Here is a 21248-nt window from a genome sequence, read left to right as displayed (position 1 = left end):
GACGGTCCGAAATAAAAAACCGACATTTTCTGTCGCAGATAGAGCGGCCAGAGTCATGCCTTCGAGGCTTGCTTGTGTAAAGCAAGAACGGAGGCAACGATGGCCGAGACGACGACACGAAAGCGCCGAGGAGGAGGGCGCGCAGGGGCAGCAGCGCGCAGAGGAAGCGCGGCGATTGATCAGATGCCCTGGGATCCGCCTGTCAATATTGACTGTCCCACGGAACCTTTGGATCAGGCCGGTATCGAAGCGATCCATGACGGGGCTATGCGTATCCTTGAAGAAATCGGGATCGAATTCTACAACAAAGAGGCGATTGGCATCCTGCGCGAGGCAGGCTGCACCATCGACGGGGACAATGTCCGAATGGGCCGCGACTTTGTCATGGAGATGGTCGCCAAAGCCCCCAGCCAGTTTTCAATCACGCCCCGCAACCCGGATCGCAAGATTGAGATTGGTGGCAAGAACATTCTGTTTGGCAATGTTTCGTCTCCGCCGAATTACTGGGACATGGAGATCGGGAAAAAGGTGCCTGGCAATCGCGAGATGTGCCGGAATCTTTTGAAATTGACGCAGTACTTCAACTGTATCCATTTCGCGGGCGGTTACCCGGTTGAGCCGGTAGATATCCATGCGAGTGTCCGCCATCTGGATGTGCTGTATGACAAACTGACCCTGACCGACAAGGCGATGCATGCTTATTCGCTGGGTAAGGAACGCGTTGAAGATGTAATGGAAATGGTACGAATTGCCGGCGGTCTGAGCCACGAAGAGTTCGAAGCCGAGCCGCGTATGTACACCAATATCAATTCGACTTCACCGCTGAAGCATGACCATCCGATGATCGATGGCTGTCTTCGGCTGGCCCGGCGCGGGCAGGCCATAGTGGTTACGCCCTTTACATTGGCAGGTGCAATGGCACCGGTGACAATGGCAGGGGCCGTTGCGCAGTCATTGGCCGAGGCGCTGTGTGCCATAGCGCTGTTCCAATATGTGCGCCCCGGAATTCCCTGCGTGATCGGCACCTTTACGTCGAATGTTGATATGAAAACCGGTGCGCCCGCCTTTGGAACACCGGAATACATGCGTTCGACCCAGATGACCGGCCAGATGGCGCGGTTCTACGGCTTGCCCATGCGCTCATCGGGAGTTTGCGCCGCAAATGTGCCGGATGGGCAATCGGTGTGGGAGACCTCGAATTCGCTTTGGGCTGCTGTGCAATCGGGGACCAACATGGTCTATCATGCCGCCGGTTGGCTGGAGGGCGGTCTGATCGCCAGCCCGGAAAAGTTCATCATGGATTGTGAAATCCTACAGCAAATTCAACGATATATGAATCCGGAACTGACCGCCACCGGTCCGGACGAAATCGCGCTGGACGCAATCCGGGCTGTGGGAAATGACGGTCATTTCTTCGGCACTCAGCATACGCAGGACCGTTACACCACCGCATTCTATCAACCCTTCCTGAGTGATTGGAAAAACTATGAAGGGTGGGAAGTCGCAGGCGGAATCTGGACTGCCGAACGCGCCCACCACATGTTCAAAGAGATCGTATCGAGCTTTGAAGCCCCCCCTCTGGACGACGCTATTCGTGACGAACTGGCCGAATTTGTCGAACGTCGCAAAGCTGAAGGTGGCGCGCCGACGGACTTTTGAGCTCGGACCAAATGTCGGGATGATACCCGGTTGCATTTGCTGCAACTCAGGGTGGATTTTGGCTTTTTGTTAAGAGTTTTCAGCCCAGAGTACCGGGGACACCAATTTGGGGTTTCCGATGCATGGTCTGATCAATCGGGCGATACAATCCTTTGTCTGCGCGACCTATGGGCAATCTTGTTGGTTGCGCGTGACCGATGCCGCGCGGCTGGGGTTCGTCGAGTTTGAAGCCATGCTCGTTTATGACGATGACATGACGACACGGGTGCTTGACGCGCTCAGCGGCGACCTCAATCGGCCACAGGCGGAGATTCTCGAAGATGTGGGGAACATATCTTGTTTCCCATCCCAGTATGGAAGGGTTGCGTCGTCTTCTCCGGTTTGGCGGCGTAAATTATGTTGAGTTCCTGCATTCGCTGGATGATCTGGCGGATCGCGTACGTCTGGCCGTGTCTGATTTGACTTTGCCGATCCTGGAATTGCGAGAGCTTTCAGCCATGGAATACCAGCTATGTTGTTCTCCGGGTCTTCCCGGGTTTTCCAGTGTTATGGTCGGGATTTTACGTGCCATGGCCGACGATTACGGCGCGCTGGTGATGCTGTCGCATGAAGGGCAACAGCAGGACAGCGACGTCATTTCCATCATGTTGGTTGAAAGCGCCTTTGCAGAAGGTCGGCATTTTGATCTGGGGGCCCGGAACGGATGACGGACACACAGGAACTGGCTGGTCTTCTGGAAACGCTTTGCCCGATGTATCTTCTGGTGGACCAAAACGGGTGCATCCAACAAGCAGGCCCGACCCTGCAAAAACTGCGGCCTGAACTGCCGCTGGTGGGGCAGGGGTTTTTGGATGTGTTTGAACTGATCCGTCCCAGAACGGTTACGACCGTTCCCGCCTTGATGTCGATGGCCGGGGCAAAACTGCACCTGAAATTTCATGATGAACCGCGCACAACGCTCAAAGGGTTGGTCGCCCCTTTGGCGCGTTCCGGTGGTGCCGTCATCAACTTGTCATTCGGGATTTCAATTCTGGATGCGGTTCGGGATTATGCGCTGACAAGTGCGGACTTCTCAGGAACTGATCTGGCTATCGAGTTGCTCTACCTGGTCGAAGCTAAATCCGCCGCAATGGAGGCGTCGCGTTCGCTGAACCTCAGGTTTCAAGGTGCCATGCTTGCTGCCGAGGAACAGGCTTATACCGATACGTTGACCGGATTAAAGAACCGCAGGGCTATGGACAACGAGTTGGCACATTTGATCTCGACCCGTTCGACCTTTGCCTTGATGCATCTGGACCTGGATTTCTTCAAATCCGTAAATGACAGGCTGGGCCACGCGGCTGGTGATTTCGTTCTGCAACAGGCGGCTCGGATCATGTTGGAGGAAACGCGCGGCGAGGACACGGTTGCCCGCGTGGGTGGGGACGAGTTTGTCATTATTTTCAAAGACCTGACTCAGGGAGATACATTGGAATCCATCGCGGATCGTCTGATCTCGCGCCTGACTGAACCGATGATGTTCCAGAACCAGCGATGCAGTATTTCAGCCAGTATTGGTACGGCCCTGTCCACTCAGTTTCAGGCGCTGAAGGCCGCCGATATACTGCATGGGGCCGATCTGGCGTTGTATCAAGCGAAACGGGATGGCCGGTCGTGTCATCGGCTCTATTCGACATTGACCAACGCGCGATCCTGAGTGTTTGCGGGATTTCAGACCGACTCGAATGCCTCAGTGACCTTTTTTGCAATCTGGTTCTGGATGGGCGCGAGCTCTCCCACAACAGGCATAACAATACCTTTGAATTGGGCACGCTCCAGTTCTTCGGGTACGTCTTCCAGAGCGTGCCCTCCGGCACAGGCGAAGAACGGCAGGCAAATCGCCTGTTCTGATGCATCGCGGGCCGCCTCGGAAATCGAAGGTGGTTCTTCGACGAAACCAACGCGGATCGATTGGAACGCGATCTTCTTGGCAAGCTGAGTGGCAAACTCATTGGCCACGACCGATGGGTTCCGGCTGCGGCCGGAACCGTGCGCAGCGATCACCAGATCAGTCGCAGACGCATCCCAATGCTCTTCCAGTAGTTTTGCCCTTAAGGCGAGCGCAGTGAGTGTGGGCAGATCGGGATCAATGCCCAAAGGGTCCAAAATCTGCGCGGCGTGGTCCCCGACCCGTTTCGGCAAGGCACTGGTCACGAACCATCCCTTCGCCATGAAAAGCGGATAGATCACCGCGTTTTCCGGAAAGCTGTCCAGTTTCACCTCTAACGCGCCAGGCTTGGCCAGCGTTGCCGAATGCACCGTCACAGAATCAGTCAACGCCTCCACCTTCGCCGCAAATGCAGCCAGCGCGGCTTCGGCCGGATCCGGGTCGGATGGCTGGCCATGGGCGACGATAATAGCGTGTGACATTCGGATCTCCTGCTGTGGTCTGCGATAGGTGTTTCGGCACGACCTGAAGTCAACACCACAGTTAGCCCAGAAGCGTCAACCAAAGCCAGACGGTCAGAATGGAAGTGGCCGTTCCGATCAAAACGGACGACGCCGCAACGCGTTTGGCGCGGCCATACATATTGGCAAAGATATAGGCGTTGAATCCCGGCGCCATGGCAGCATTCAACACGCCTGAGCGGAACAGATCCTGTGGCAGGCCAGTGGATGTGCCGAATATCCACACCAGGCTGGGATGCACCATCAGCGAGATGCAGCAAACAAAACCAATGGTACGCAGGTCGCCTTCCGGCTTGTATTTGACCAGCACCCCACCCAAGGCAAACAACGCACCAGGCAATGCCGCGCGGGTGACTAGCCCAAGGGCTTCGTCGACCACCGCAGGGATGACCAAACCTGTCAGGTTGACCAGAAAACCAAGCGCAATTCCCAGAATCAGCGCGTTCTTGAACATCGCAGACAGAACCGAGCGTGCCATATGCACTCCGCCATTACCGCGATTGCGCACGACCTCCATCACTGTGATTCCAACGCCGTAACAGAACGGAGAATGGAAGGCGATGATCGCGTAGTTGCCGGTCAGGTTCTCGGGCCCATAAGCGCGTTCGGTAATCGGCAGGCCCAGCAGGACCGAGTTCGAGAACAGGCAACAGAAGCCTATGGCGACGCAATCTTCCCAATCACGGTCAAAGATGATCCTTGCCCCAAAGAGGCCCGCAGTGAAGCACAACGCAGCTGCAGAATAGAAGCTGGCCAGCAGCCGGGGATCGAAACTGGCGCTGAGGTCCAGATGCGCGATGGCCAGAAACAGCAGGCAGGGAATCGCAAAGCCTTGGGTAAACTTCATCAACCCATCGACGTGCTCTTGTATGAAATAGCCTGTGCGGGTCGCCGTGTATCCGGCACCGATCACAAGGAAGACCGGAAGAATGACATCGATCAGGCTTTGTAGCATGTGGGCCCCGTGCGGCAGGTGCGCTGCGATATCTTGGGCGCGCGGGGCAGGGGCTTAGAGCGCCTGATGGATCACCATCCCGTCAAAGGCGGGGGTGATGTGGTCGGGCGTTTCTGCGTCAACCGTCGCATAGTCGAGATCGATATGCATGTTGGTCAAAATCGCGCGTTTCGGTTGCAACTGTTCGATCCACCCCAGTGTCTTGTCCAAATGCGCGTGCGTTGGGTGCGGGGTGCGGCGCAGGGCATCGATGATCAGACAGTCCAGCCCCTCCATCTCGGGCCAGGCGTCGTCGTAAATTTCGGCGACATCCGGCAGATAGGCAATTTGACCGATGCGGAACCCAAGGGAATCGATCGATCCGTGGTTCACTTTGAACGGGCGAAGTGGAATGGGGCCACCGGGGCCGTCGATCTCAAACGGGCCGTTGATAGACTTGAGATCCAGGATCGGTGGATAGGGTGAGCCTTCGGGCTGAATGAACGCGTATCCGAAACGTCCCAGCAAGGCGTTCTGTGTGTCACCGTCCGCCCAGACCGGCACGCGCGTTTTCATGTTGAACACGATCATGCGCAGGTCATCAATCCCGTGCACATGATCCGCGTGCGAATGGGTATAGACCACACCGTCCAACCGCCCGGTGCCCGTGTCCAGCAACTGGCTGCGCATATCCGGCGTGGTATCGACCAGAACCGAGGTCGTCCCATCCGGCCCATCACGTTCAATCAACAGCGAGCATCGGCGGCGCACGTTCTTCGGGTTCGACGGGTCACAATCACCCCATTGCCCGCCCAGCCGTGGTACGCCGCCCGAGGAACCGCAGCCCAGAATTGTAAGGCGCATCCCGGTCATGCAGCGGCCTTGTACAGTGCGGCTTTGGTAAACAGGCGGTCGAAATTTACCTGGGTCTGGGCGGCAAAGGCAGTGTAATCCATGCCGAAGATTTCAGCCCCTTTTCGAGCTGTGTGGGCCGTATAGGCGGGCTCGTTGCGTTTGCCGCGATAGGGCGGCGGGGCCAGATAGGGCGCGTCGGTTTCCACCAGAATGCGGTCCACTGGCGCGCTTGCGAAAATGTCCCGCAATTCCTGGCTTTTGGGGAAAGCGGCGATACCGGACATGGACAGGTAGAAGCCCAGGTCCAGTGCGGCTTTGGCCAATTCAGCAGAAGACGAGAAACAGTGCATGACGCAAGAATAGGGCGCGTTGCGATATTCCTCGGCCAGAATTCGGGCCATATCGTCATCCGCCGCGCGGGCATGAATGATCAGGGGCAGCCCAGTGCGCTGGGCCGCTTCGATATGGATGCGCAGAGACCGTTTCTGTACCTCGGCACTCTCGGCGGTGTAGTGATAGTCGAGACCAGATTCACCGATACCGACGAATTTCGGGTGCTGGGCCAATGCAACCAAGTCTTCGACCGAAGCCATCGGCTCTTCCGCCGCACTCATCGGGTGCGTACCGGCAGCATAGAACACGGGTGCGTGGGCTTCGGCAATCGCACGGACGCTGGGTTCGTTACGTAACTTGGTGCAGATCGTGACCATACGGGTCACGCCAGCCTCAGCTGCGCGTGCGATGATCTCGTCCAACTGGCCGTCAAAATCCGGGAAGTCCAGATGGCAGTGGCTGTCGGTAATCTGGGGGGTGTCGCTCATCTGTTCTGACCGGCGGTTTCCTGTATCTTGAACACCGTATCTAGGACCAGAGCGGCAGGGTCAAGGTTCACCGCCTGACCGTGCCGTGCGCGGGCCGTGATTGTCGCGGCAACCTCGGCCCAGCGGCGGGCATGATCGGGAGAAGCTGAAAGACGCGTCAGCGTTTCGCCTTCGTTTGGCGCAGCCTCCGGGACGGGCGGAGCTCCGGTCGCCCCGGTCACGGCCAACCGTGACAGCGCGACATCGATCAGCGTCAGCAACAGCTCGAACCGTTCGGCCGCGCCGCGCTGGGCTGCGGCCTCGGCCAGCGCCAGTGCGCGTTGCCGATCCATACGGGGCAGGGTGCCCAGAATGGCAATCAGTTCAGCATAAATTTCAAGCCCGCCAAGATTTATCAGGCGCACCGCATCCCCCACCGAGCCAGCAGCCAATGCGGCGAGGTAACCGGTCTGGTTGGGCAGGTCGGTACCAGTTTGCGACAGGGCGGCCTGCATGTCGTCTGCACCCAGCGGTCCAAGGCGCAAGGACCGGCAGCGAGAGCGGATCGTGGGCAGCAAGCGCGAAGGTTGGTGCGACACCAACAGCAAGGTGGTGCGCGCGGGCGGCTCTTCCAGCATTTTCAGCAGCGCGTTGGCAGCGCTGACGTTCATTTCATCTGCCGAATCCACAATTACGACACGACGTCCACCATCGGCAGAAGACAGTCCAAAGAACTTTCCGAGCTTGCGGATATCGTCCACGACAATCTCACCGCGCAGCCGCCCCTGATCATTCAGCGACCGGGTTATTGCCGCCAAACCCGGTTCCGCCCCCGCCTGAATGCGATGAACCACAGGGTGATCGGGATCAATGTCGAGCGTCACTGGCGGAGGTGGCGCGCCAAACAGCCCTTGGTCATCTGTCGGAGGTGTCGTGAGCAGAAATTGCGCGATCCGCCAAGCCAGTGTCGCCTTGCCGACGCCGCGCGGCCCGGTCAGCAACCAACCGTGATGCAGCCTGTCGGAATTGTAGGCAGTCAGAAATGCCTGTTCTGCCGCGTCCTGGCCAAAAAGCCGCGCGGTTTCACGCGGGTGCGGTGCACCCGGCACCTGATCCGGAGAAGGGGTATCGTCGCTCATCGTTTACCGCAAAGCTGCCTGAACGATGTCTGTCACATCCTTTGCGACGCTGTCCATGTCTCTGTTGCCGTCCACGATGCGAAACCGGTCCGAGAATTCGTCAGCCAACGCCAGAAAACCTGCGCGCATTTTCTTTTGCAGATCGGGGCCGAAATCTTCGAACCGCTCTTCGGTGCCTTGCCGACCTTTTGCGCGCGACAAGCCCGTTTCCGGGTCCATATCGATCAGCAGCGTCATGTCCGGTTCGCGCCCGATCATCAGGCTGTGCAATTGATCCACCAGACTGCGCAGATCGCCGCGCGACAGGCCCTGATACATCCGCGTGCTGTCGGCAAAACGGTCGCAGATCACCACTTTGCCCGCCGCAAGGGCGGGCTCGATGGTGCGTTCCAGATGGTCTCGCCGGGCTGCGGTGAACAGCAACAGTTCAGTTTCGGCAGACCAACGATCCGGGTCGCCTTCCAGAACAAGCCGGCGAATTTCTTCAGCCCCCGGAGAGCCGCCGGGTTCGCGCGTCAGCACAACCTGATGACCCTGCGTGCGCAGGCGATCTGCCAGCATCCGCGCCTGAGTTGACTTGCCTGATCCGTCAATGCCTTCGAAGGTCAGAAATAACCCCGCTTTGGTCACATCGACTCCAGCGGGTTGTTGATCACGTCTTTCAACACAATGCCGCCAACCGTCAACATGCGCACGACAAACCCACCAACGGCCACGTCCTCGGCGGCCACAAGCGGGCGGCGGATTTCCGGCAGCCCTTCGGGTTTGATCACCAGTTCCGCCAGTTGCTGGCCTTTTTGGACTGGCGCGTTGATGGGGCCGTCATACACAACTTCGGCCTCGACATTCTGAGTCCCCAGAACCGGAAACAGCACGTTCAGATCACCGTTGGGAACAAGCCCCACGGTCTTTTTCTCACCCATCCACAGCTTGGCTTGGGCTATCGGCGTTTCCGCGTCGGCAACCGTCCTCTCGACAAAATTTCGAAACGACCAGTTAACCACGGCCTCAGCCTCCTCTGCGCGCTGTCGTGTGGTGTCGAGGCCGGTTAGAACGAAGATCACTCGCCGATCACCTTGTTTGGCAGAGCCGACAAGACCATACCCGGCCTCTTGCGTGTGGCCGGTTTTCAAACCGTCCGCGCCGATGTTCAGGTTGAGCAGCGGGTTTCGGTTGCGGGCATTCGACGGCGCGCGGCCATCAAATTCAAAAACTTCTTCCGCGAAGAGGGGGTAATATTCGGGGAAGTCCGAGATCAACCGATCCGCAAGAACGGCCAGATCATGCACCGACATCATATGCCCGGCTGCAGGCCACCCGTTCGAGTTCGCAAAGTTCGAATTATTCATGCCCATCTGCTGCGCGCGCTGGGTCATGTAACGGGCGAACCCGGCCTCGGTTCCATCGGGGCTAAGCGCTTCGGCGATGACAACGCAGGCGTCATTGCCCGACAAAACAATGATGCCGCGTAGCAAATCCTCAACCGTAACTCTGTCCTGAGTGTTCAGGAACATAGTCGAGCCTCCATAGCTCATCGCGTGCTCTGACACCGGAAGTGTTTCGTTCAGCGTCAAACGCCCGTCCCGCAGGGCTTCGAACGCGACATAGAGCGTCATGAGCTTGGACATCGACGCCGGAGGTAAGGGTTGGTCGGCTTCTTTCGACAACAACACGGTGCCGGTGGTTTGATCGATCACATAAGCCGCACGGGCGGATGTATCAAAGGCATGGGCGGGAATTGCCATCAAGGCAATTCCAAAGGCCAGTACGGATGTTCGCAATGAGGATAGCACGCTGCGTCTCCCTGTATCAGTCGGACACGGTGAACGCGTCTTTGAAGCCAAGGTCTTTTACGTCCTTCTGAATGGCTTTGCGTTCGGCCCGGGTTGCGGCGGGGCCTACCAGCACCCGCCAGACGGTATTATTTGCGGTTTTCAGTTCCCGGACAACTGCCGACATGCCGTTCCGGCGCACCTTTTGGGCGGCAGAGTTGGCATTTGCCTCGACGCTGAAGGTTCCGATCTGAACAAACGGTTTGCTCAAGGGCGTCGTCGATGTTGTGGCCGCGACTGCTGCCGGGGTGGTTTCGGTTGCATCAATCGCGGCGGCAGCGCCTTCGATCGGATCCAGTGGTGTTTCGGTGATCGCGGCAGGGTCTTTCTTCTGCCACCATTTCCGCTTGGCGGGCTGTTCTGCAGGTGCCTCGACCGGCGCGTCTGTCAGGGACGGAGGGGGTACAACCGCTGCAGCCTCGGTCGCAACTTCCGCGCTGTCTGTAGCTGCATCTGCTGCTGCGACCGCAGTTCCTGCTGCCGCAGCAGCCGGGGCTTTCTTCTGCCACCATTTCCGCTTGGCCGGTTTTTCAGCTTGAGTTTCGGCCTGTTCATCGGCCGCGGTTGCAGTCTCATCCGTTTCGCTGGACGTATCGGTGCTTTCCGCCTGTGTATCGGTGCTTTCCGCCTGTGTATCATCCGAGCTGGACGCACTCGCAGCAACTGCGGCGGTGCCGGCTGCTGCAACGGCTGTTTCTTTCTTCTGCCACCACTTCCGTTTGGCTGGCTGTTCCGGATCAACCGTGGCTTGGCTATTGGTTGCGGTATCCGCCGACGCAGTGGCGGTTTCTTCTGTCGTTTCCTCGGCCTGAGGCGCTTCTTCAGGCGGAGCTTCTTCTATCTTTTCACGGCGCAAGGCCACAACGCTGAGTTTTGTCGGCGAACCCGCCAGCAACCCAAGCTGTTCCGCTGCGGCGGACGAGACCTGAAGCGCCGGGCCGGGCAAGTTGCGTTCGCGGCGGAACAGGGCGCCTGTTACCGTTTTGTTATTGGTGGTGTTCTTGATCACCACGCGTTCGGGCTGGGTCACATCAGGGTGCGCAACCCAGATCCCGCCCAGCGAAGGACGCCCATCCCATAGCCCTGCTTCGGTGACGCCGAACACATCCGGTGCCTCAATATCACGCTGCTTGCCACTGGTTACTTGGGGGAAAAGCTCGGTTTTGCCCGCAGTGTCCTGAGGTTTTTCCTCGGACTGTGCCGTGCCCAATGCTTCTTCGCATCCGGCCAATATCGTCAAACTCAACGCCAGATACGCCAGCCGTTTCGGCCCCGGGCGTGTCTCGATCGCTCGCTTCATCTGCTTATCCCTTGCCTGAAGGGGCCTCGTTTCACGAACCCCGCTGCCGGTCTGCTGGTTCTGGATGCCAGCCTGTGACGGTCTTTCCTGCGGATCATAACGTGGCTGAAGTGTCATGGAAAGACCGCTGAAAAGCCTTCGGCAAGATTTCCCGTTTTCGACTTGCCTCTGGTTGAACTTGGCCTTAGACCCTGCTTTCGACGGGGAGGTGGCAGAGTGGTCGAATGCGGCGGTCTTGAAAACCGTTGAACGTGAGAGCGTTCCCAGGGTTCGAATCCCTGTCTCCCCGCCACTGCCTTTTTCCTGAGCGAAAAATCGTCACCTCGTGCGTTCACCTGAACGAAACGAGGGATGAACGTGTGCGTCACCCGGTATGACCCCGAAAAAGATGCATAAAAGGATGTTTCTCCCTTACATTTTGGCTTAATATGTTAGCGCAAACTTTGACGTGTTGATTGGCGAGTGCTTTCCTGCGGCACGGGTTTTGCATCAAGGGGAGGGAGAGACAGCAAGTGTATCTTGGTCTGGATCTGGGGACGTCCGGTCTCCGCGGAATTGTTGTCGATGAAAGTGGCCAGGTTCTGGCCGAGGCTGATGCAGGCGTTGAAACCTCAACGCCACAGTCCGGGTGGTCGGAACAGGCGCCGGCGGATTGGGTGGAAGCCTGCCAAAAGGTGGTTGCCCAATTGCGTACCGCGAATGGGGATGCGTTTTCCGCTGTCCGGGCCATAGGTCTCAGCGGGCATATGCATGGCGCAACACTTCTGGATTCGAATGGCAACGTTTTGCGGCCTTGTATCATGTGGAATGACACGCGGTCTGCGCCGGAAGCTGCCGCGTTGGACGGGACCCCAGAGATGCGCGCAATCACGGGGAATATCGTGTTTCCGGGCTTTACCGCGCCCAAACTTGAATGGGTGCGGCGACATGAGCCTGAGGTATTCGAAAAGGTTTCCAAGGTTCTGCTTCCAAAAGATTATTTGCGTTTGTGGCTGACTGGTGAATCTATCAGCGATTTGTCCGACAGTGCTGGCACCGCGTGGCTGGATGTTGGTCGCCGCGAATGGTCTGACACAGCGCTTGGGCATGGTCATATGCGTCGCGATCAGATGCCCGAACTGGTTGAGGGCAGCGCGATTGGAGGCCAGTTGCGGCCCGAGATTTTGCAGAACTGGGGCTTGTCCGGGCCTGTGATTGTTGCCGGAGGGGCCGGAGACAATGCGGCGGCAGCCTGCGGTATTGGCAGCATAAACGAGGGGACGGGTTTCCTGTCGTTGGGTACCTCCGGGGTGATGCTGGTTGCAAAGGAAAGCTATGCACCCGCGCCGGAAACAGCGGTTCATTGCTTTTGTCACGCAGTGCCTGGACGTTGGATTCAGATGGGCGTGATTCTGTCGGCAACGAACAGCTTGAATTGGCTGTCCCGCAACTTGGGTCAGACTGTCGGGGCGTTGGCGTCAGCCCTGCCAGACAGGGTCGATGGGCCGTCGAGTACAGTGTTTTTGCCCTATCTGTCGGGGGAGCGGACCCCGCATAACGACAGTGCGATTCGAGGGGCATTCCTTGGTCTGGATATCGCCTCGGATCCGAAGGCTTTGACGCAATCCGTGATGGAGGGCGTTGCCTTTGCTATGCGTGATTGCCTTGAGGCGCTGAAAGGTACAGGAACAACACCTGAAAGCCTTCTGGTTGTGGGGGGTGGGGCACGATCCCGGTTCTGGCTGGAGACACTGGCGACCGTCCTGAACACTCCGCTTGCTCTGCCAAAGGGAAGTGAGTTCGGCGCTGCGATTGGCGCGGCGCGCCTGGCGGCTTGCGCATCTCAAGGGATAGACCCGGCAGATGCCATGATACCTCCGGAAACTGCTGAGGTCATCGCGCCCAGAACAGATCTGTGCGACGGTTATGAGAATGCCTATCAGCGGTATCGCCAGTATTACGCAGCCCTGTCGCCGTTCTCTGCGTCATGATGGCGGGACAAGGTGTCGAAACCATAGAACGGGTTGTGTTGGAAGACGGTGACATGTCCGTCTCCTTGCTCAGCTATGGTGCGATCACCCAAGGGTGGTGGATCGGGCAAACGCCGTTGATACTGGGCTATGATGCACCACAGGATTATCTGACGGACCCGTATTATTTAGGTGCAATTGTGGGGCGCGTGGCCAACCGTGTCAGTGGCGCGACGTTCGCATTGCTGGGTGAAGTCCACCGACTGACGGCGAATGAAGGCAACAACACATTGCATGGCGGCCCGGTTGGCCTGTCCAAAGTGAATTGGACCGTCGATAAAATTGCTCCAAATCAAGCGGTTCTGTCGATGAATTCACCCGACGGTGATGGAGGGTTCCTCGGTGCGGTCCGGTTCGAGATAGGGGTTGAGCTGGCTTATCCGTGCCTGACCTACACGATCACCGCACATCCAGATCGGCCCGCGCCGATCAGTATCGCCCAGCACAATTATTACTCGCTTGGCTGCCCGCAGGGCATTCTGGAGTGCCATCTTAAACTGAAGGCCACTCACTCTCTGGAATTGAACGAAAGCGCGATACCAACCGGCCGAATTCTGAACACTGATGCCGAAAACCTGGATTTCTCGCACAATCGTGTAATAGGGCAAGAAGCTGGCCATCTTGACCACTACTTTGTTTTTGAAAGCGGACGAGACGTGACCATGCCGGTTGCGGAAGTCGAAACACCGTCGGGTTTGCGAATGAATGTTTATTCAGATCAACCGGGCGCGCAGGTCTATGCTGCGGCGCATTTGTCTGATCCGTTCAGACCCGGGGCGGCGCTTTGCATCGAACCCGCCGGATACACAGACGCGGTGAACAACCCTACCTTTCCCTCTGTGATCTGCACGCCGGAAAAGCCCTATCATCAGAAACTTACGCTAGAGATTGTCGAGGGGCGAGCATGAGAGGTCAGATTTCGGCAACTGCTGCGGGCCTTTGGCTAACGGTGTCGGCGGTTCAGGCGCAGGATCTTGGACCGATTCCGAAATTTGTTGAGCCAGACCTGGAACGTGTCGAGCTGGGGCAGTTGTTGTTTTATGACCCCATCCTGTCAGGGAACAAAAACATCAGTTGCGCCACTTGCCATCATCCAAAACTGGGCACGTCTGACGGTCTTTCGCTTGGGATTGGTGAGGGCGGCGTGGGGCTTGGGGCTGAACGCAAGATCACTCAGGACAACACGCCCGAACAGCGGATCCCGCGAAACTCTCCGGGGCTGTGGAACCTTGGCGCGTTGGAGTTCACGACCTTTTTCCATGATGGGCGGCTTGAGGCTGATCCGTCACAACCCAACGGCATCAGAACACCGTTGGGAACGGATATGCGGCCCGGCTTTCAATCAGCCCTGGCCGCGCAGGCCATGTTTCCGGTGCTTTCGCCCGACGAAATGGCAGGGCACTATTCCGAGAACGAAGTAAGCAAGGCTGTGCGGCTGGGCTTGTTGACCCAAGAAGGCGGGGCCTGGGACCTGATTGCTGCACGTGTGGCCGCGATACCAGACTATTCAGAGCGGTTTGAAGAAATTGCGCCCGGGGAAGAGATCACCTTTACCGCCATCGCCAATATTATTGCGGATTTCATTGCCTTTGAATGGCGGGCAGATAACAGCCTTTTTGATCGCGCGATGCGGGGTGAGACGACTCTGCCCGCGTCGGCACAATTAGGCATGACTCTGTTTTATGGTGAGGCGGGGTGCAGCAGCTGCCATTCCGGATGGTTCCAGACGGATCACAGTTTCCATTCCATCGCCTTGCCTCAGATCGGCCCAGGAAAAGCGGCCCGGTTCGAAAGCCATGTGCGTGATGACGGGCGGTTGCGCGTGACAGGGGATGCAGGGGATGCGTTTGCCTTTCGAACACCGTCGCTGCGGAATGTGACATTGACTGCACCTTACGGGCACAGCGGCGCATATGCGCAGCTTGAGGATGTGGTGCGCCATCATTTGGATCCGGTAGCAGCTTTACGCAGGTATTCGGTCGAGAAAGCCGCTCTGCCTGAATTTGATGGGGTAGAGGATGCCCAGTCCATGCAAGACCTTGCGCATGTCGAGGCAATTTCTGCTTCTAACGTATTGGTGCCGATCAGCCTGAGCGACGAAGACATCAGCGCCATCCTGAGTTTCCTCGGCACTCTGGAGGACCCGGCAGTGCGTTTGGGCGTGCCCAGCACGGTTCCGAGCGGTTTGCCCGTTGACCAATAGTCAGCGGGTAAGGTGTATCTCTTGATTTGAGCTGACGGTCTGCCAATCACTTGCTTCACCGTCGGGCCAGATCACCCTGATCTGCAAACTATCCGCATCGCCCAGACCAAAGTGGTGAAATCCAGCAATGCCACTGGCATGGCCGCCGCCAACTGTGACTTCACGGGTCTGCACTCCGGCGTCCGTTTTGACCTCGATGATGCTGCCAACAGCAGAGCGGTTGGGCTTCGATTGCCTCAAGTCCACCATCACCCAATTGCCATCCTGTGGCGCGTTCTGAAACACCTCCAGCGATGAGCCGCGATTGACCACCACCATGTCCAGCCAGCCATCCCCGTTCAGATCGGCCAACGCACCGCCGCGGGACTTTGCCAAAGAAGCCACGCCAGCTTCTGATGCTGTTTCGACAAATTGACCATTGTCGTTTTGCATCAGCAGGTTGTTTGGATCGGTTTGCGCAGCGTCGGGCATCTGTTCGACATTACCCTTGGCGACAAAAATATCGTCCAGGCCGTCGTTATTCACATCGCCAAACTGGGCGTGCCAGCCGGTTGAGGGACGACCATCGCCACCGGTATGCGGCTTGTGTGCCGTCGTCCCCCGATCATAGGTCGCGTCCCGCCATGTCGGCCCCGCAGTCGACGGATCGAAGGTCTGAAACTTCTGATCTCCCATCGAGGTCAGATAAACATCCGGAAACCCGTCTCCGGTCAGATCGCGTGAGGCTATGCCCATGCCCCAGATCGAATAGGGCAGCCATCCGTCCGCCTGCCCATAAAGACGCGGTATGTCCTCCATCGCCCATAATTGCTCTTGCCCATCGCGCACATAGTAGTGGCGGTCGTTGCTGACACGCAGATCCGCGCGCCCCGACCGCGCCCAGTCGGAAAACAGAATTGAAAGGGAACAGTGCCCGGGTTCCAGATGGATCGGAGCGCCATATGAGTTGCCATCCGGTCGGTACAGCAAGGTTGGCCCGCAGGTTTCAAATGGTCCATCCGGATCGCTGCGGTCAACATATGTGCCAAACGCCAATGTCGGCATAGCTTGCCCGCTTTCCCAAGTGGCCGAGAAACCCGTGGTCCAATGATCCTCAGAATCGAAGTTCAGCGTGTTGAAGGGTTCGAACGCGCAATCCGCCCCGCCGCGTAGCAACAGATCCGGACCCACGCGCAGAACCGCGAGGTCAAGCTGCCCGTCGCCATCCACATCCAGCGGGTATGCGCCGGTTATACCCGTTAGGGACAGCGCGCTGGGCGTGTCTGTCCGAAACCGAACGTCTTTCTCGGATACGTTTACAAATAATTGGGCGGGGTTGGAGCCTCCGGCGGCGAAAATCTCGGGGCGGTCATCGCCATTACAGTCAAAAACAGCGACCCCACCGCCGACAAAATGCTCCCACCCGCCGTCATAGACGTGGGATGGGACGTCAACGCCAAGAAACTGCGGAGAAGGTGCATCCGCTGCAACGGTTGTCGCCGCGGTCAGCAGAAAAGCCAGACTAGTTCGCATTTGCCGCCAATTCTCTGACTTTCAGGATCGACACTTGTTCGATTCCATAAGCGGCCGCCCCTTTGGCCCACATTGAATCGCCCCAGTGATTCACTTTGATTTCGGGCAACGGTGCGTCGACGCTGACGACGCCGCTTTTGACGCGGGCCATGACTTCTTCTGAATGCAAATACTCAAAACTGCCTCTTGTGCCGGACAGGATAATGCACTCGGGGTCGAACAGGTTGATCAGGTTTGACAGGCCCATGCCAAACATCTGCCCGGCGCGTGACAAAACGGAAATTGACCGTGTGTCTCCGGCTTGAGCCGCTGAAAGAATGTCAGAAAGCGTTTTGGGGTCGGTCATCTGGCTTGCAATCGTGGCTTCTCGGATCAGGGCATATTCGCCGACATAGGCCTCAAGGCAGCCGCGCTGACCGCACTGGCACAGCGCGCCGTCCAGTTGAACTTTCAGATGTCCGAACTCTGCCCCGCAACCGCGCTCACCGCGATAGAGCTTGCCATCAAACACGATACCCAGACCGATGCCGTGTTCGATGGTCACGACCAAAAAAGTCTTCAACCCTTTGCCCAGACCAAAAAGCTGTTCGGCCTTTGCCACCAGATTGGCGTCGTTTTCAATAAATGCGGGGCAGGGCAGGGCCTTGGACAGCAATGGGCTCAGGTCCACATTTCGCTCAGTCAAAGACGATGACCAATGCACAAAGTTTTTCTCTGCATCAATCAGCCCGGCGATACCGATGCAGACGCCCGACAGATCTGTGAGCGAATGGTTTGCTGCGCCACAGGCAAGGTCGAGCGCTGAGCGGATCGTCCGCGTGAAAGCCTCGGGTGCCATACGCGCCTCGTCCAAGGGGTGGGTATAGGACGCGATTTCTGTACCTTCGAAATCCACCAAAATGACCGAGATCTGATGCCGCGCGACTTTCACACCAGCGATAATGTGGCAGCCGCCATGCAGTTTCAGAAGCACACGCGGCCTGCCGCGACGTGCGGATTTTGACTGTGGCTCCCCTTCGGTTTCCTGGATTAAGCCGGCGGATAACAGGTCTGCCGTGGCGGACGTGATCGTTGCGGGGCTGGTGTCAAGCGCGGTGGCAATATCGATTCGCGAAATGGCACGGGTCGCGCGAATCTGGTCCAGCACACGCAGCCGGGTGGTGTTCCTTTGGTCCGTGGCGTTTGAAGAAGCTTTGCTTTTCAGCATCTTGCCCTCGCGATTCTGGTCATTTCCCAAACCTAGGCGGTTTTCATGCTTTCGGATAGCATAAATATTTTACCGACTGAAATAAATATGCTACTCAGAGTTATCGGGGCCACGAATCATGAAACGATGGCCCAATGAAACCGGGAGGAAATCATGAAACGAATTCTCAGCGCTTCCGCTGTGGCGGTGTTGATGGGTACGGTCGCCTTTGCCGAACCTGTTGTGGGTGTTAGCTGGTCGAATTTCCAGGAAGAGCGTTGGAAGACCGATGAAGCCGCGATCAAAGCCGCGCTTGAGGCAGGCGGTGCCGAATACATTTCGTCGGATGCGCAATCGTCGTCGGCCAAGCAATTGTCGGATGTTGAAAGCCTGATTGCCCAGGGCGTTGATGCGCTGATCATTCTCGCGCAGGATTCTCAGGCCATTGGTCCGGCGGTTCAGGCCGCTGCTGATGAAGGAATTCCAGTCATCGCGTATGACCGCCTGATCGAAGACGACCGTGCGTTTTATCTGACCTTCGACAACGTTGAAGTCGGCCGGATGCAGGCGCGTGCGGTGTTCGACGCGATGCCCAAAGGCAACTACGTGATGATCAAGGGCTCTCCCACCGACCCGAACGCGGATTTCCTGCGCGGTGGTCAACAAGAGATCATTCAGGGTGCCGTTGACAGTGGCGACATTGTAATTGTGGGCGAGGCTTACACCGACGGTTGGTTGCCAGCGAATGCGCAGCGCAACATGGAACAGATCCTGACCGCGAACGAGAACAACGTTGATGCGGTCGTGGCCTCGAATGACGGAACAGCTGGTGGTGTTGTTGCAGCACTGACCGCGCAAGGTATGGACGGCATTCCGGTGTCGGGTCAGGATGGCGATCACGCTGCGCTGAACCGCGTTGCTAAAGGTACGCAAACCGTCTCGGTCTGGAAAGACGCACGTGAGCTGGGCAAAGCTGCCGGTGAAATCGCGGTTGCGTTGACCAGTGGAACAAGCCCTGCGGATGTTGAAGGTGCGATCAGCTGGACCTCACCCGGTGGAACCGAGATGAATTCGGTCTTCCTGGCACCTGTGCCGATCACCAAAGACAACCTGACCGTTGTGGTCGATGCTGGCTGGATTCCGCTGGAAGACCTGTGCCAGGGCGTCGAAAACGGCCCTGCGCCCTGTAACTAAACCAAGTTCCAAACCATAACGTCTCTGGCCTGCAAGGGTGGGCCAGAGATCATAGCTGAACATGAAAGATCGGATATGACCGAAACTTCGTCTCAGCCGGTACCCCAAAAAGCAAAGACCAACCTGTTCCAGCAACTGGAACTGGATATGCGGCTATTGGGCATGATCGGCGCCTTCATCATCCTGTGTATTGGCTTCAACATCTTTACGGATGGCCGTTTTCTGACACCCAGAAATCTGTTCAACCTGTCGATACAGACCGTCTCGGTCGCCATCATGGCCTGTGGCATGGTGTTCATCATCGTGATGCGCCACATCGACCTGTCGGTCGGAGCTTTGCTGGCAACCACATCTGCCGTCATGGCGATGACCCAGACAGAGCTGTTGCCAAACGTGCTGGGAATAGGTTTGAACCACCCGGCGACATGGGCGATCACTCTGGTAGTTGGCCTGGTGGTGGGGACTTTGATCGGTGCTTTCCACGGTTGGATGGTGGGCTATCTGACCATACCGGCCTTTATTGTGACGCTTGGCGGATTTCTGGTCTGGCGCAACGTTGCCTGGTACATGACGGATGGCCAGACAATTGGACCGCTGGACAGTACCTTCCTGATGTTTGGGGGGACAAACGGGACGTTGGGCACAACAGTCAGCTTGCTGGTCGGCCTTGCGGCTACGGCAATTGCGATCTGGGCATTGTGGAGCGGCCGCCGATCCAAAGCTGCCCACGGGTTCCCTGTGAAACCTATGTGGGCCGAAACAACGCTGGCCGCGATCATTGGCATTGCCATTATGGGCTATGTCTTCATCGTCAACAGCTATGCGATCCCGACCCGCCGTCTTGAGCGGATGTTCGAAGCGCAGGGTGAGACCATGCCCGAGGGGCTGGTTGTCGGCTACGGCATTCCGATCTCGGTCCTGATCCTGATCCTTGTGGCCGTGACATTGACCGTTGTGGCCCGCAAAACCCGCTTTGGCCGCTATATCTTTGCCACGGGCGGCAACCCGGACGCAGCAGAATTGTCGGGCATCAACACTCGCATGATGACCGTCAAAATCTTTGCCCTGATGGGGTTCCTGTGTGCGTTGTCGGCGGTTGTGGCCTCGGCCCGTCTGGCCAACCATTCGAACGATATCGGTACGCTGGATGAGTTGCGCGTGATTGCCGCCGCCGTGATTGGTGGAACGGCGCTGTCTGGCGGTATTGGCACGATCTATGGCGCAATCCTTGGCGCATTGATCATGCAGGCGCTGCAATCGGGCATGGCCATGGTCGGCGTGGATGCACCGTTCCAGAACATCGTCGTCGGCTCCGTTCTGGTATTGGCTGTCTATATCGACATCGTCTATCGCAAACGTCTGGGGGCGAAATGATGCAAGCTCAAGAAACACAGAAGCGAACTTCGGGTCGTGGGTCCGGCCAGCCGCCTTTGGTGGAAATGCGCGATATCTCGATTTCCTTCGGGGGGATCAAGGCGGTAGACCACGTTTCGGTCGATCTTTATCCGGGCGAAGTTGTGGGCCTTCTGGGTCACAACGGGGCAGGTAAATCCACCCTGATCAAGGTGCTTTCGGGCGCCTATCAGATGGACCATGGCGAGATTCTGATCGACGGCAATAAGGTTGAGATCAACAACCCCCGGGATGCTCGGGCGAACAATATCGAGACGATCTATCAGACGCTGGCGCTGGCGGATAATCTGGATGCAAGCTCGAACCTGTTTTTGGGACGCGAGATGGTCACACCTTTTGGTCTGGTCAACGACGCCGCGATGGAGGCCGAGTGCCGCAAGATCATGGCGCAGCTGAATCCGAACTTTCAGAAGTTCAACGACCCGGTCTCGGCCCTGTCGGGCGGTCAGCGACAATCGGTGGCCATTGCGCGCGCGGTGTATTTCAATGCGCGCATCCTGATCATGGACGAGCCCACGGCTGCGCTGGGTCCACATGAAACGCAGATGGTGGCGGACCTGATCCAACAGCTAAAGGCGCAGGGGATCGGGATTTTCCTGATCGACCACGATGTGCACGCGGTGATGGAGCTGTGCGACCGGGCCTCGGTCATGAAGAACGGGCAACTGGTTGGCACCGTGGACATCCCAGACGTCACCGATGACGATCTGTTGTCGATGATCATTCTGGGCAAAAAGCCCGGCGAAAAGACAGAGTGAGGTGAA

18 protein-coding genes, 1 tRNA gene and 1 pseudogene are annotated in these 21248 nt (G+C 57.7%); 10 read left to right on the top strand and 10 right to left on the bottom strand.

Features of this window, described 5'->3' with window-relative positions; translation table 11 throughout:
* Positions 1-99: 99 nt before the first annotated feature.
* The 3 genes and pseudogenes from ALB80_RS04040 to ALB80_RS04030 all read left to right on the top strand — a co-directional run bounded on the left by ALB80_RS04040 (position 100) and on the right by ALB80_RS04030 (position 3355).
* Positions 100-1659 carry a trimethylamine methyltransferase family protein gene (locus ALB80_RS04040; protein WP_050602743.1) on the top strand — a complete coding sequence of 520 codons (1560 nt, stop codon included), beginning with the start codon at positions 100-102 and terminating at the stop codon, positions 1657-1659.
* A gap of 118 nt (positions 1660-1777) precedes the next feature.
* A pseudogene (locus tag ALB80_RS04035) lies at positions 1778-2366 on the top strand (heme NO-binding domain-containing protein).
* Positions 2363-3355 carry a GGDEF domain-containing protein gene (locus tag ALB80_RS04030; RefSeq protein ID WP_050602742.1) on the top strand — a complete coding sequence of 331 codons (993 nt, stop codon included), beginning with the start codon at positions 2363-2365 and terminating at the stop codon, positions 3353-3355. Before ALB80_RS04035 ends, ALB80_RS04030 begins: the two are co-directional and overlap by 4 nt.
* Positions 3356-3369: 14 nt before the next feature.
* On the opposite strand, the gene ALB80_RS04025 is transcribed toward ALB80_RS04030, so the two are convergent.
* The 8 genes from ALB80_RS04025 to ALB80_RS22870 form a co-directional block, all read right to left on the bottom strand.
* The gene (locus ALB80_RS04025) at positions 3370-4068 is read right to left on the bottom strand and encodes a CbiX/SirB N-terminal domain-containing protein (RefSeq protein ID WP_050602741.1); all 699 of its coding nucleotides are present in this window, start codon (positions 4066-4068) and stop codon (positions 3370-3372) included.
* Positions 4069-4129: 61 nt separating this feature from the next.
* Positions 4130-5062, bottom strand: coding sequence for an AEC family transporter (locus ALB80_RS04020; RefSeq protein WP_050602740.1), 933 nt, complete (start codon positions 5060-5062; stop codon positions 4130-4132).
* A gap of 54 nt (positions 5063-5116) precedes the next feature.
* Complete coding sequence (locus ALB80_RS04015) at positions 5117-5914, bottom strand: MBL fold metallo-hydrolase (RefSeq protein WP_050602739.1); 798 nt, start codon at positions 5912-5914, stop codon at positions 5117-5119.
* The gene (locus tag ALB80_RS04010) at positions 5911-6717 is read right to left on the bottom strand and encodes a TatD family hydrolase (protein WP_050602738.1); all 807 of its coding nucleotides are present in this window, start codon (positions 6715-6717) and stop codon (positions 5911-5913) included. The genes ALB80_RS04015 and ALB80_RS04010 overlap by 4 nt, the downstream gene beginning before the upstream one ends.
* Positions 6714-7835, bottom strand: a complete 1122-nt coding sequence (locus ALB80_RS04005; RefSeq protein WP_050602737.1) for a DNA polymerase III subunit delta' — start codon at positions 7833-7835, stop codon at positions 6714-6716. Before ALB80_RS04005 ends, ALB80_RS04010 begins: the two co-directional genes overlap by 4 nt.
* 3 nt (positions 7836-7838) lie before the next feature.
* Entirely contained in the window at positions 7839-8465 is a 627-nt protein-coding gene (tmk, locus tag ALB80_RS04000; RefSeq protein ID WP_050602736.1) for a dTMP kinase, read from the bottom strand.
* The gene (locus ALB80_RS03995) at positions 8462-9580 is read right to left on the bottom strand and encodes a D-alanyl-D-alanine carboxypeptidase family protein (protein WP_083445184.1); all 1119 of its coding nucleotides are present in this window, start codon (positions 9578-9580) and stop codon (positions 8462-8464) included. The genes tmk and ALB80_RS03995 overlap by 4 nt, the downstream gene beginning before the upstream one ends.
* A 64-nt stretch (positions 9581-9644) precedes the next feature.
* Positions 9645-10967 (bottom strand): SPOR domain-containing protein, encoded by a 1323-nt coding sequence (locus tag ALB80_RS22870; RefSeq protein WP_050602734.1) that lies wholly within the window; start codon positions 10965-10967, stop codon positions 9645-9647.
* 202 nt (positions 10968-11169) lie between these two features.
* Between ALB80_RS22870 and ALB80_RS03985 the strand changes: the two genes are divergently transcribed.
* From ALB80_RS03985 to ALB80_RS03970, 4 genes are all read left to right on the top strand, one after another.
* Positions 11170-11259 (top strand) — tRNA-Ser (locus tag ALB80_RS03985).
* Between the two features lie 220 nt (positions 11260-11479).
* Complete coding sequence (gene xylB / locus ALB80_RS03980) at positions 11480-12937, top strand: xylulokinase (RefSeq protein WP_050602733.1); 1458 nt, start codon at positions 11480-11482, stop codon at positions 12935-12937.
* Positions 12934-13884 carry an aldose epimerase family protein gene (locus ALB80_RS03975; protein ID WP_050602732.1) on the top strand — a complete coding sequence of 317 codons (951 nt, stop codon included), beginning with the start codon at positions 12934-12936 and terminating at the stop codon, positions 13882-13884. The genes xylB and ALB80_RS03975 overlap by 4 nt, the downstream gene beginning before the upstream one ends.
* Entirely contained in the window at positions 13881-15179 is a 1299-nt protein-coding gene (locus ALB80_RS03970) for a cytochrome-c peroxidase (RefSeq protein WP_050602731.1), read from the top strand. Before ALB80_RS03975 ends, ALB80_RS03970 begins: the two co-directional genes overlap by 4 nt.
* Here ALB80_RS03970 and ALB80_RS03965 read toward each other — a convergent pair whose 3' ends face one another.
* A complete protein-coding gene (locus tag ALB80_RS03965) occupies positions 15180-16691 on the bottom strand; it encodes a CRTAC1 family protein (RefSeq protein ID WP_050602730.1) in 1512 nt (503 codons plus the stop codon).
* A complete protein-coding gene (locus tag ALB80_RS03960) occupies positions 16681-17898 on the bottom strand; it encodes an ROK family transcriptional regulator (RefSeq protein ID WP_050603013.1) in 1218 nt (405 codons plus the stop codon). Before ALB80_RS03960 ends, ALB80_RS03965 begins: the two co-directional genes overlap by 11 nt.
* A gap of 192 nt (positions 17899-18090) precedes the next feature.
* Between ALB80_RS03960 and xylF the strand changes: the two genes are divergently transcribed.
* The 3 genes from xylF (at position 18091) to ALB80_RS03945 (ending at position 21242) form a co-directional block, all read left to right on the top strand.
* Positions 18091-19071 carry a D-xylose ABC transporter substrate-binding protein gene (gene xylF / locus ALB80_RS03955; RefSeq protein ID WP_371255952.1) on the top strand — a complete coding sequence of 327 codons (981 nt, stop codon included), beginning with the start codon at positions 18091-18093 and terminating at the stop codon, positions 19069-19071.
* Between the two features lie 75 nt (positions 19072-19146).
* Positions 19147-20445 (top strand): sugar ABC transporter permease, encoded by a 1299-nt coding sequence (locus ALB80_RS03950; RefSeq protein ID WP_050602728.1) that lies wholly within the window; start codon positions 19147-19149, stop codon positions 20443-20445.
* Positions 20445-21242: an ATP-binding cassette domain-containing protein gene (locus ALB80_RS03945; protein ID WP_050603012.1), complete on the top strand. Its 798-nt coding sequence runs from the start codon at positions 20445-20447 to the stop codon at positions 21240-21242. The genes ALB80_RS03950 and ALB80_RS03945 overlap by 1 nt, the downstream gene beginning before the upstream one ends.
* Positions 21243-21248 lie beyond the last annotated feature (6 nt).

The sequence above is a fragment of the Ruegeria sp. 6PALISEP08 genome (genome assembly GCF_001238295.1).
Taxonomy (GTDB): Bacteria; Pseudomonadota; Alphaproteobacteria; order Rhodobacterales; family Rhodobacteraceae; genus Ruegeria.
The sequence above is the reverse complement of the archived record's forward strand: the minus strand, read 5'-3'. Positions and strand labels throughout refer to the sequence as shown.

Coding starts and splice junctions, on each gene's coding strand:
- ALB80_RS03965 (WP_050602730.1), bottom strand. CDS start 16,691: ATGCGAACTAGTCTGGCTTTTCTGCTGACCGCGGCGACAACCGTTGCA.
- ALB80_RS04040 (WP_050602743.1), top strand. CDS start 100: ATGGCCGAGACGACGACACGAAAGCGCCGAGGAGGAGGGCGCGCAGGG.
- ALB80_RS04025 (WP_050602741.1), bottom strand. CDS start 4,068: ATGTCACACGCTATTATCGTCGCCCATGGCCAGCCATCCGACCCGGAT.
- ALB80_RS04030 (WP_050602742.1), top strand. CDS start 2,363: ATGACGGACACACAGGAACTGGCTGGTCTTCTGGAAACGCTTTGCCCG.
- ALB80_RS03950 (WP_050602728.1), top strand. CDS start 19,147: ATGACCGAAACTTCGTCTCAGCCGGTACCCCAAAAAGCAAAGACCAAC.
- ALB80_RS04010 (WP_050602738.1), bottom strand. CDS start 6,717: ATGAGCGACACCCCCCAGATTACCGACAGCCACTGCCATCTGGACTTC.
- xylF (WP_371255952.1), top strand. CDS start 18,091: ATGGGTACGGTCGCCTTTGCCGAACCTGTTGTGGGTGTTAGCTGGTCG.
- ALB80_RS03960 (WP_050603013.1), bottom strand. CDS start 17,898: ATGCTGAAAAGCAAAGCTTCTTCAAACGCCACGGACCAAAGGAACACC.
- ALB80_RS22870 (WP_050602734.1), bottom strand. CDS start 10,967: ATGAAGCGAGCGATCGAGACACGCCCGGGGCCGAAACGGCTGGCGTAT.
- ALB80_RS04005 (WP_050602737.1), bottom strand. CDS start 7,835: ATGAGCGACGATACCCCTTCTCCGGATCAGGTGCCGGGTGCACCGCAC.
- ALB80_RS03975 (WP_050602732.1), top strand. CDS start 12,934: ATGATGGCGGGACAAGGTGTCGAAACCATAGAACGGGTTGTGTTGGAA.
- ALB80_RS04015 (WP_050602739.1), bottom strand. CDS start 5,914: ATGACCGGGATGCGCCTTACAATTCTGGGCTGCGGTTCCTCGGGCGGC.
- ALB80_RS03995 (WP_083445184.1), bottom strand. CDS start 9,580: ATGGCAATTCCCGCCCATGCCTTTGATACATCCGCCCGTGCGGCTTAT.
- ALB80_RS03945 (WP_050603012.1), top strand. CDS start 20,445: ATGCAAGCTCAAGAAACACAGAAGCGAACTTCGGGTCGTGGGTCCGGC.
- ALB80_RS03970 (WP_050602731.1), top strand. CDS start 13,881: ATGAGAGGTCAGATTTCGGCAACTGCTGCGGGCCTTTGGCTAACGGTG.
- ALB80_RS04020 (WP_050602740.1), bottom strand. CDS start 5,062: ATGCTACAAAGCCTGATCGATGTCATTCTTCCGGTCTTCCTTGTGATC.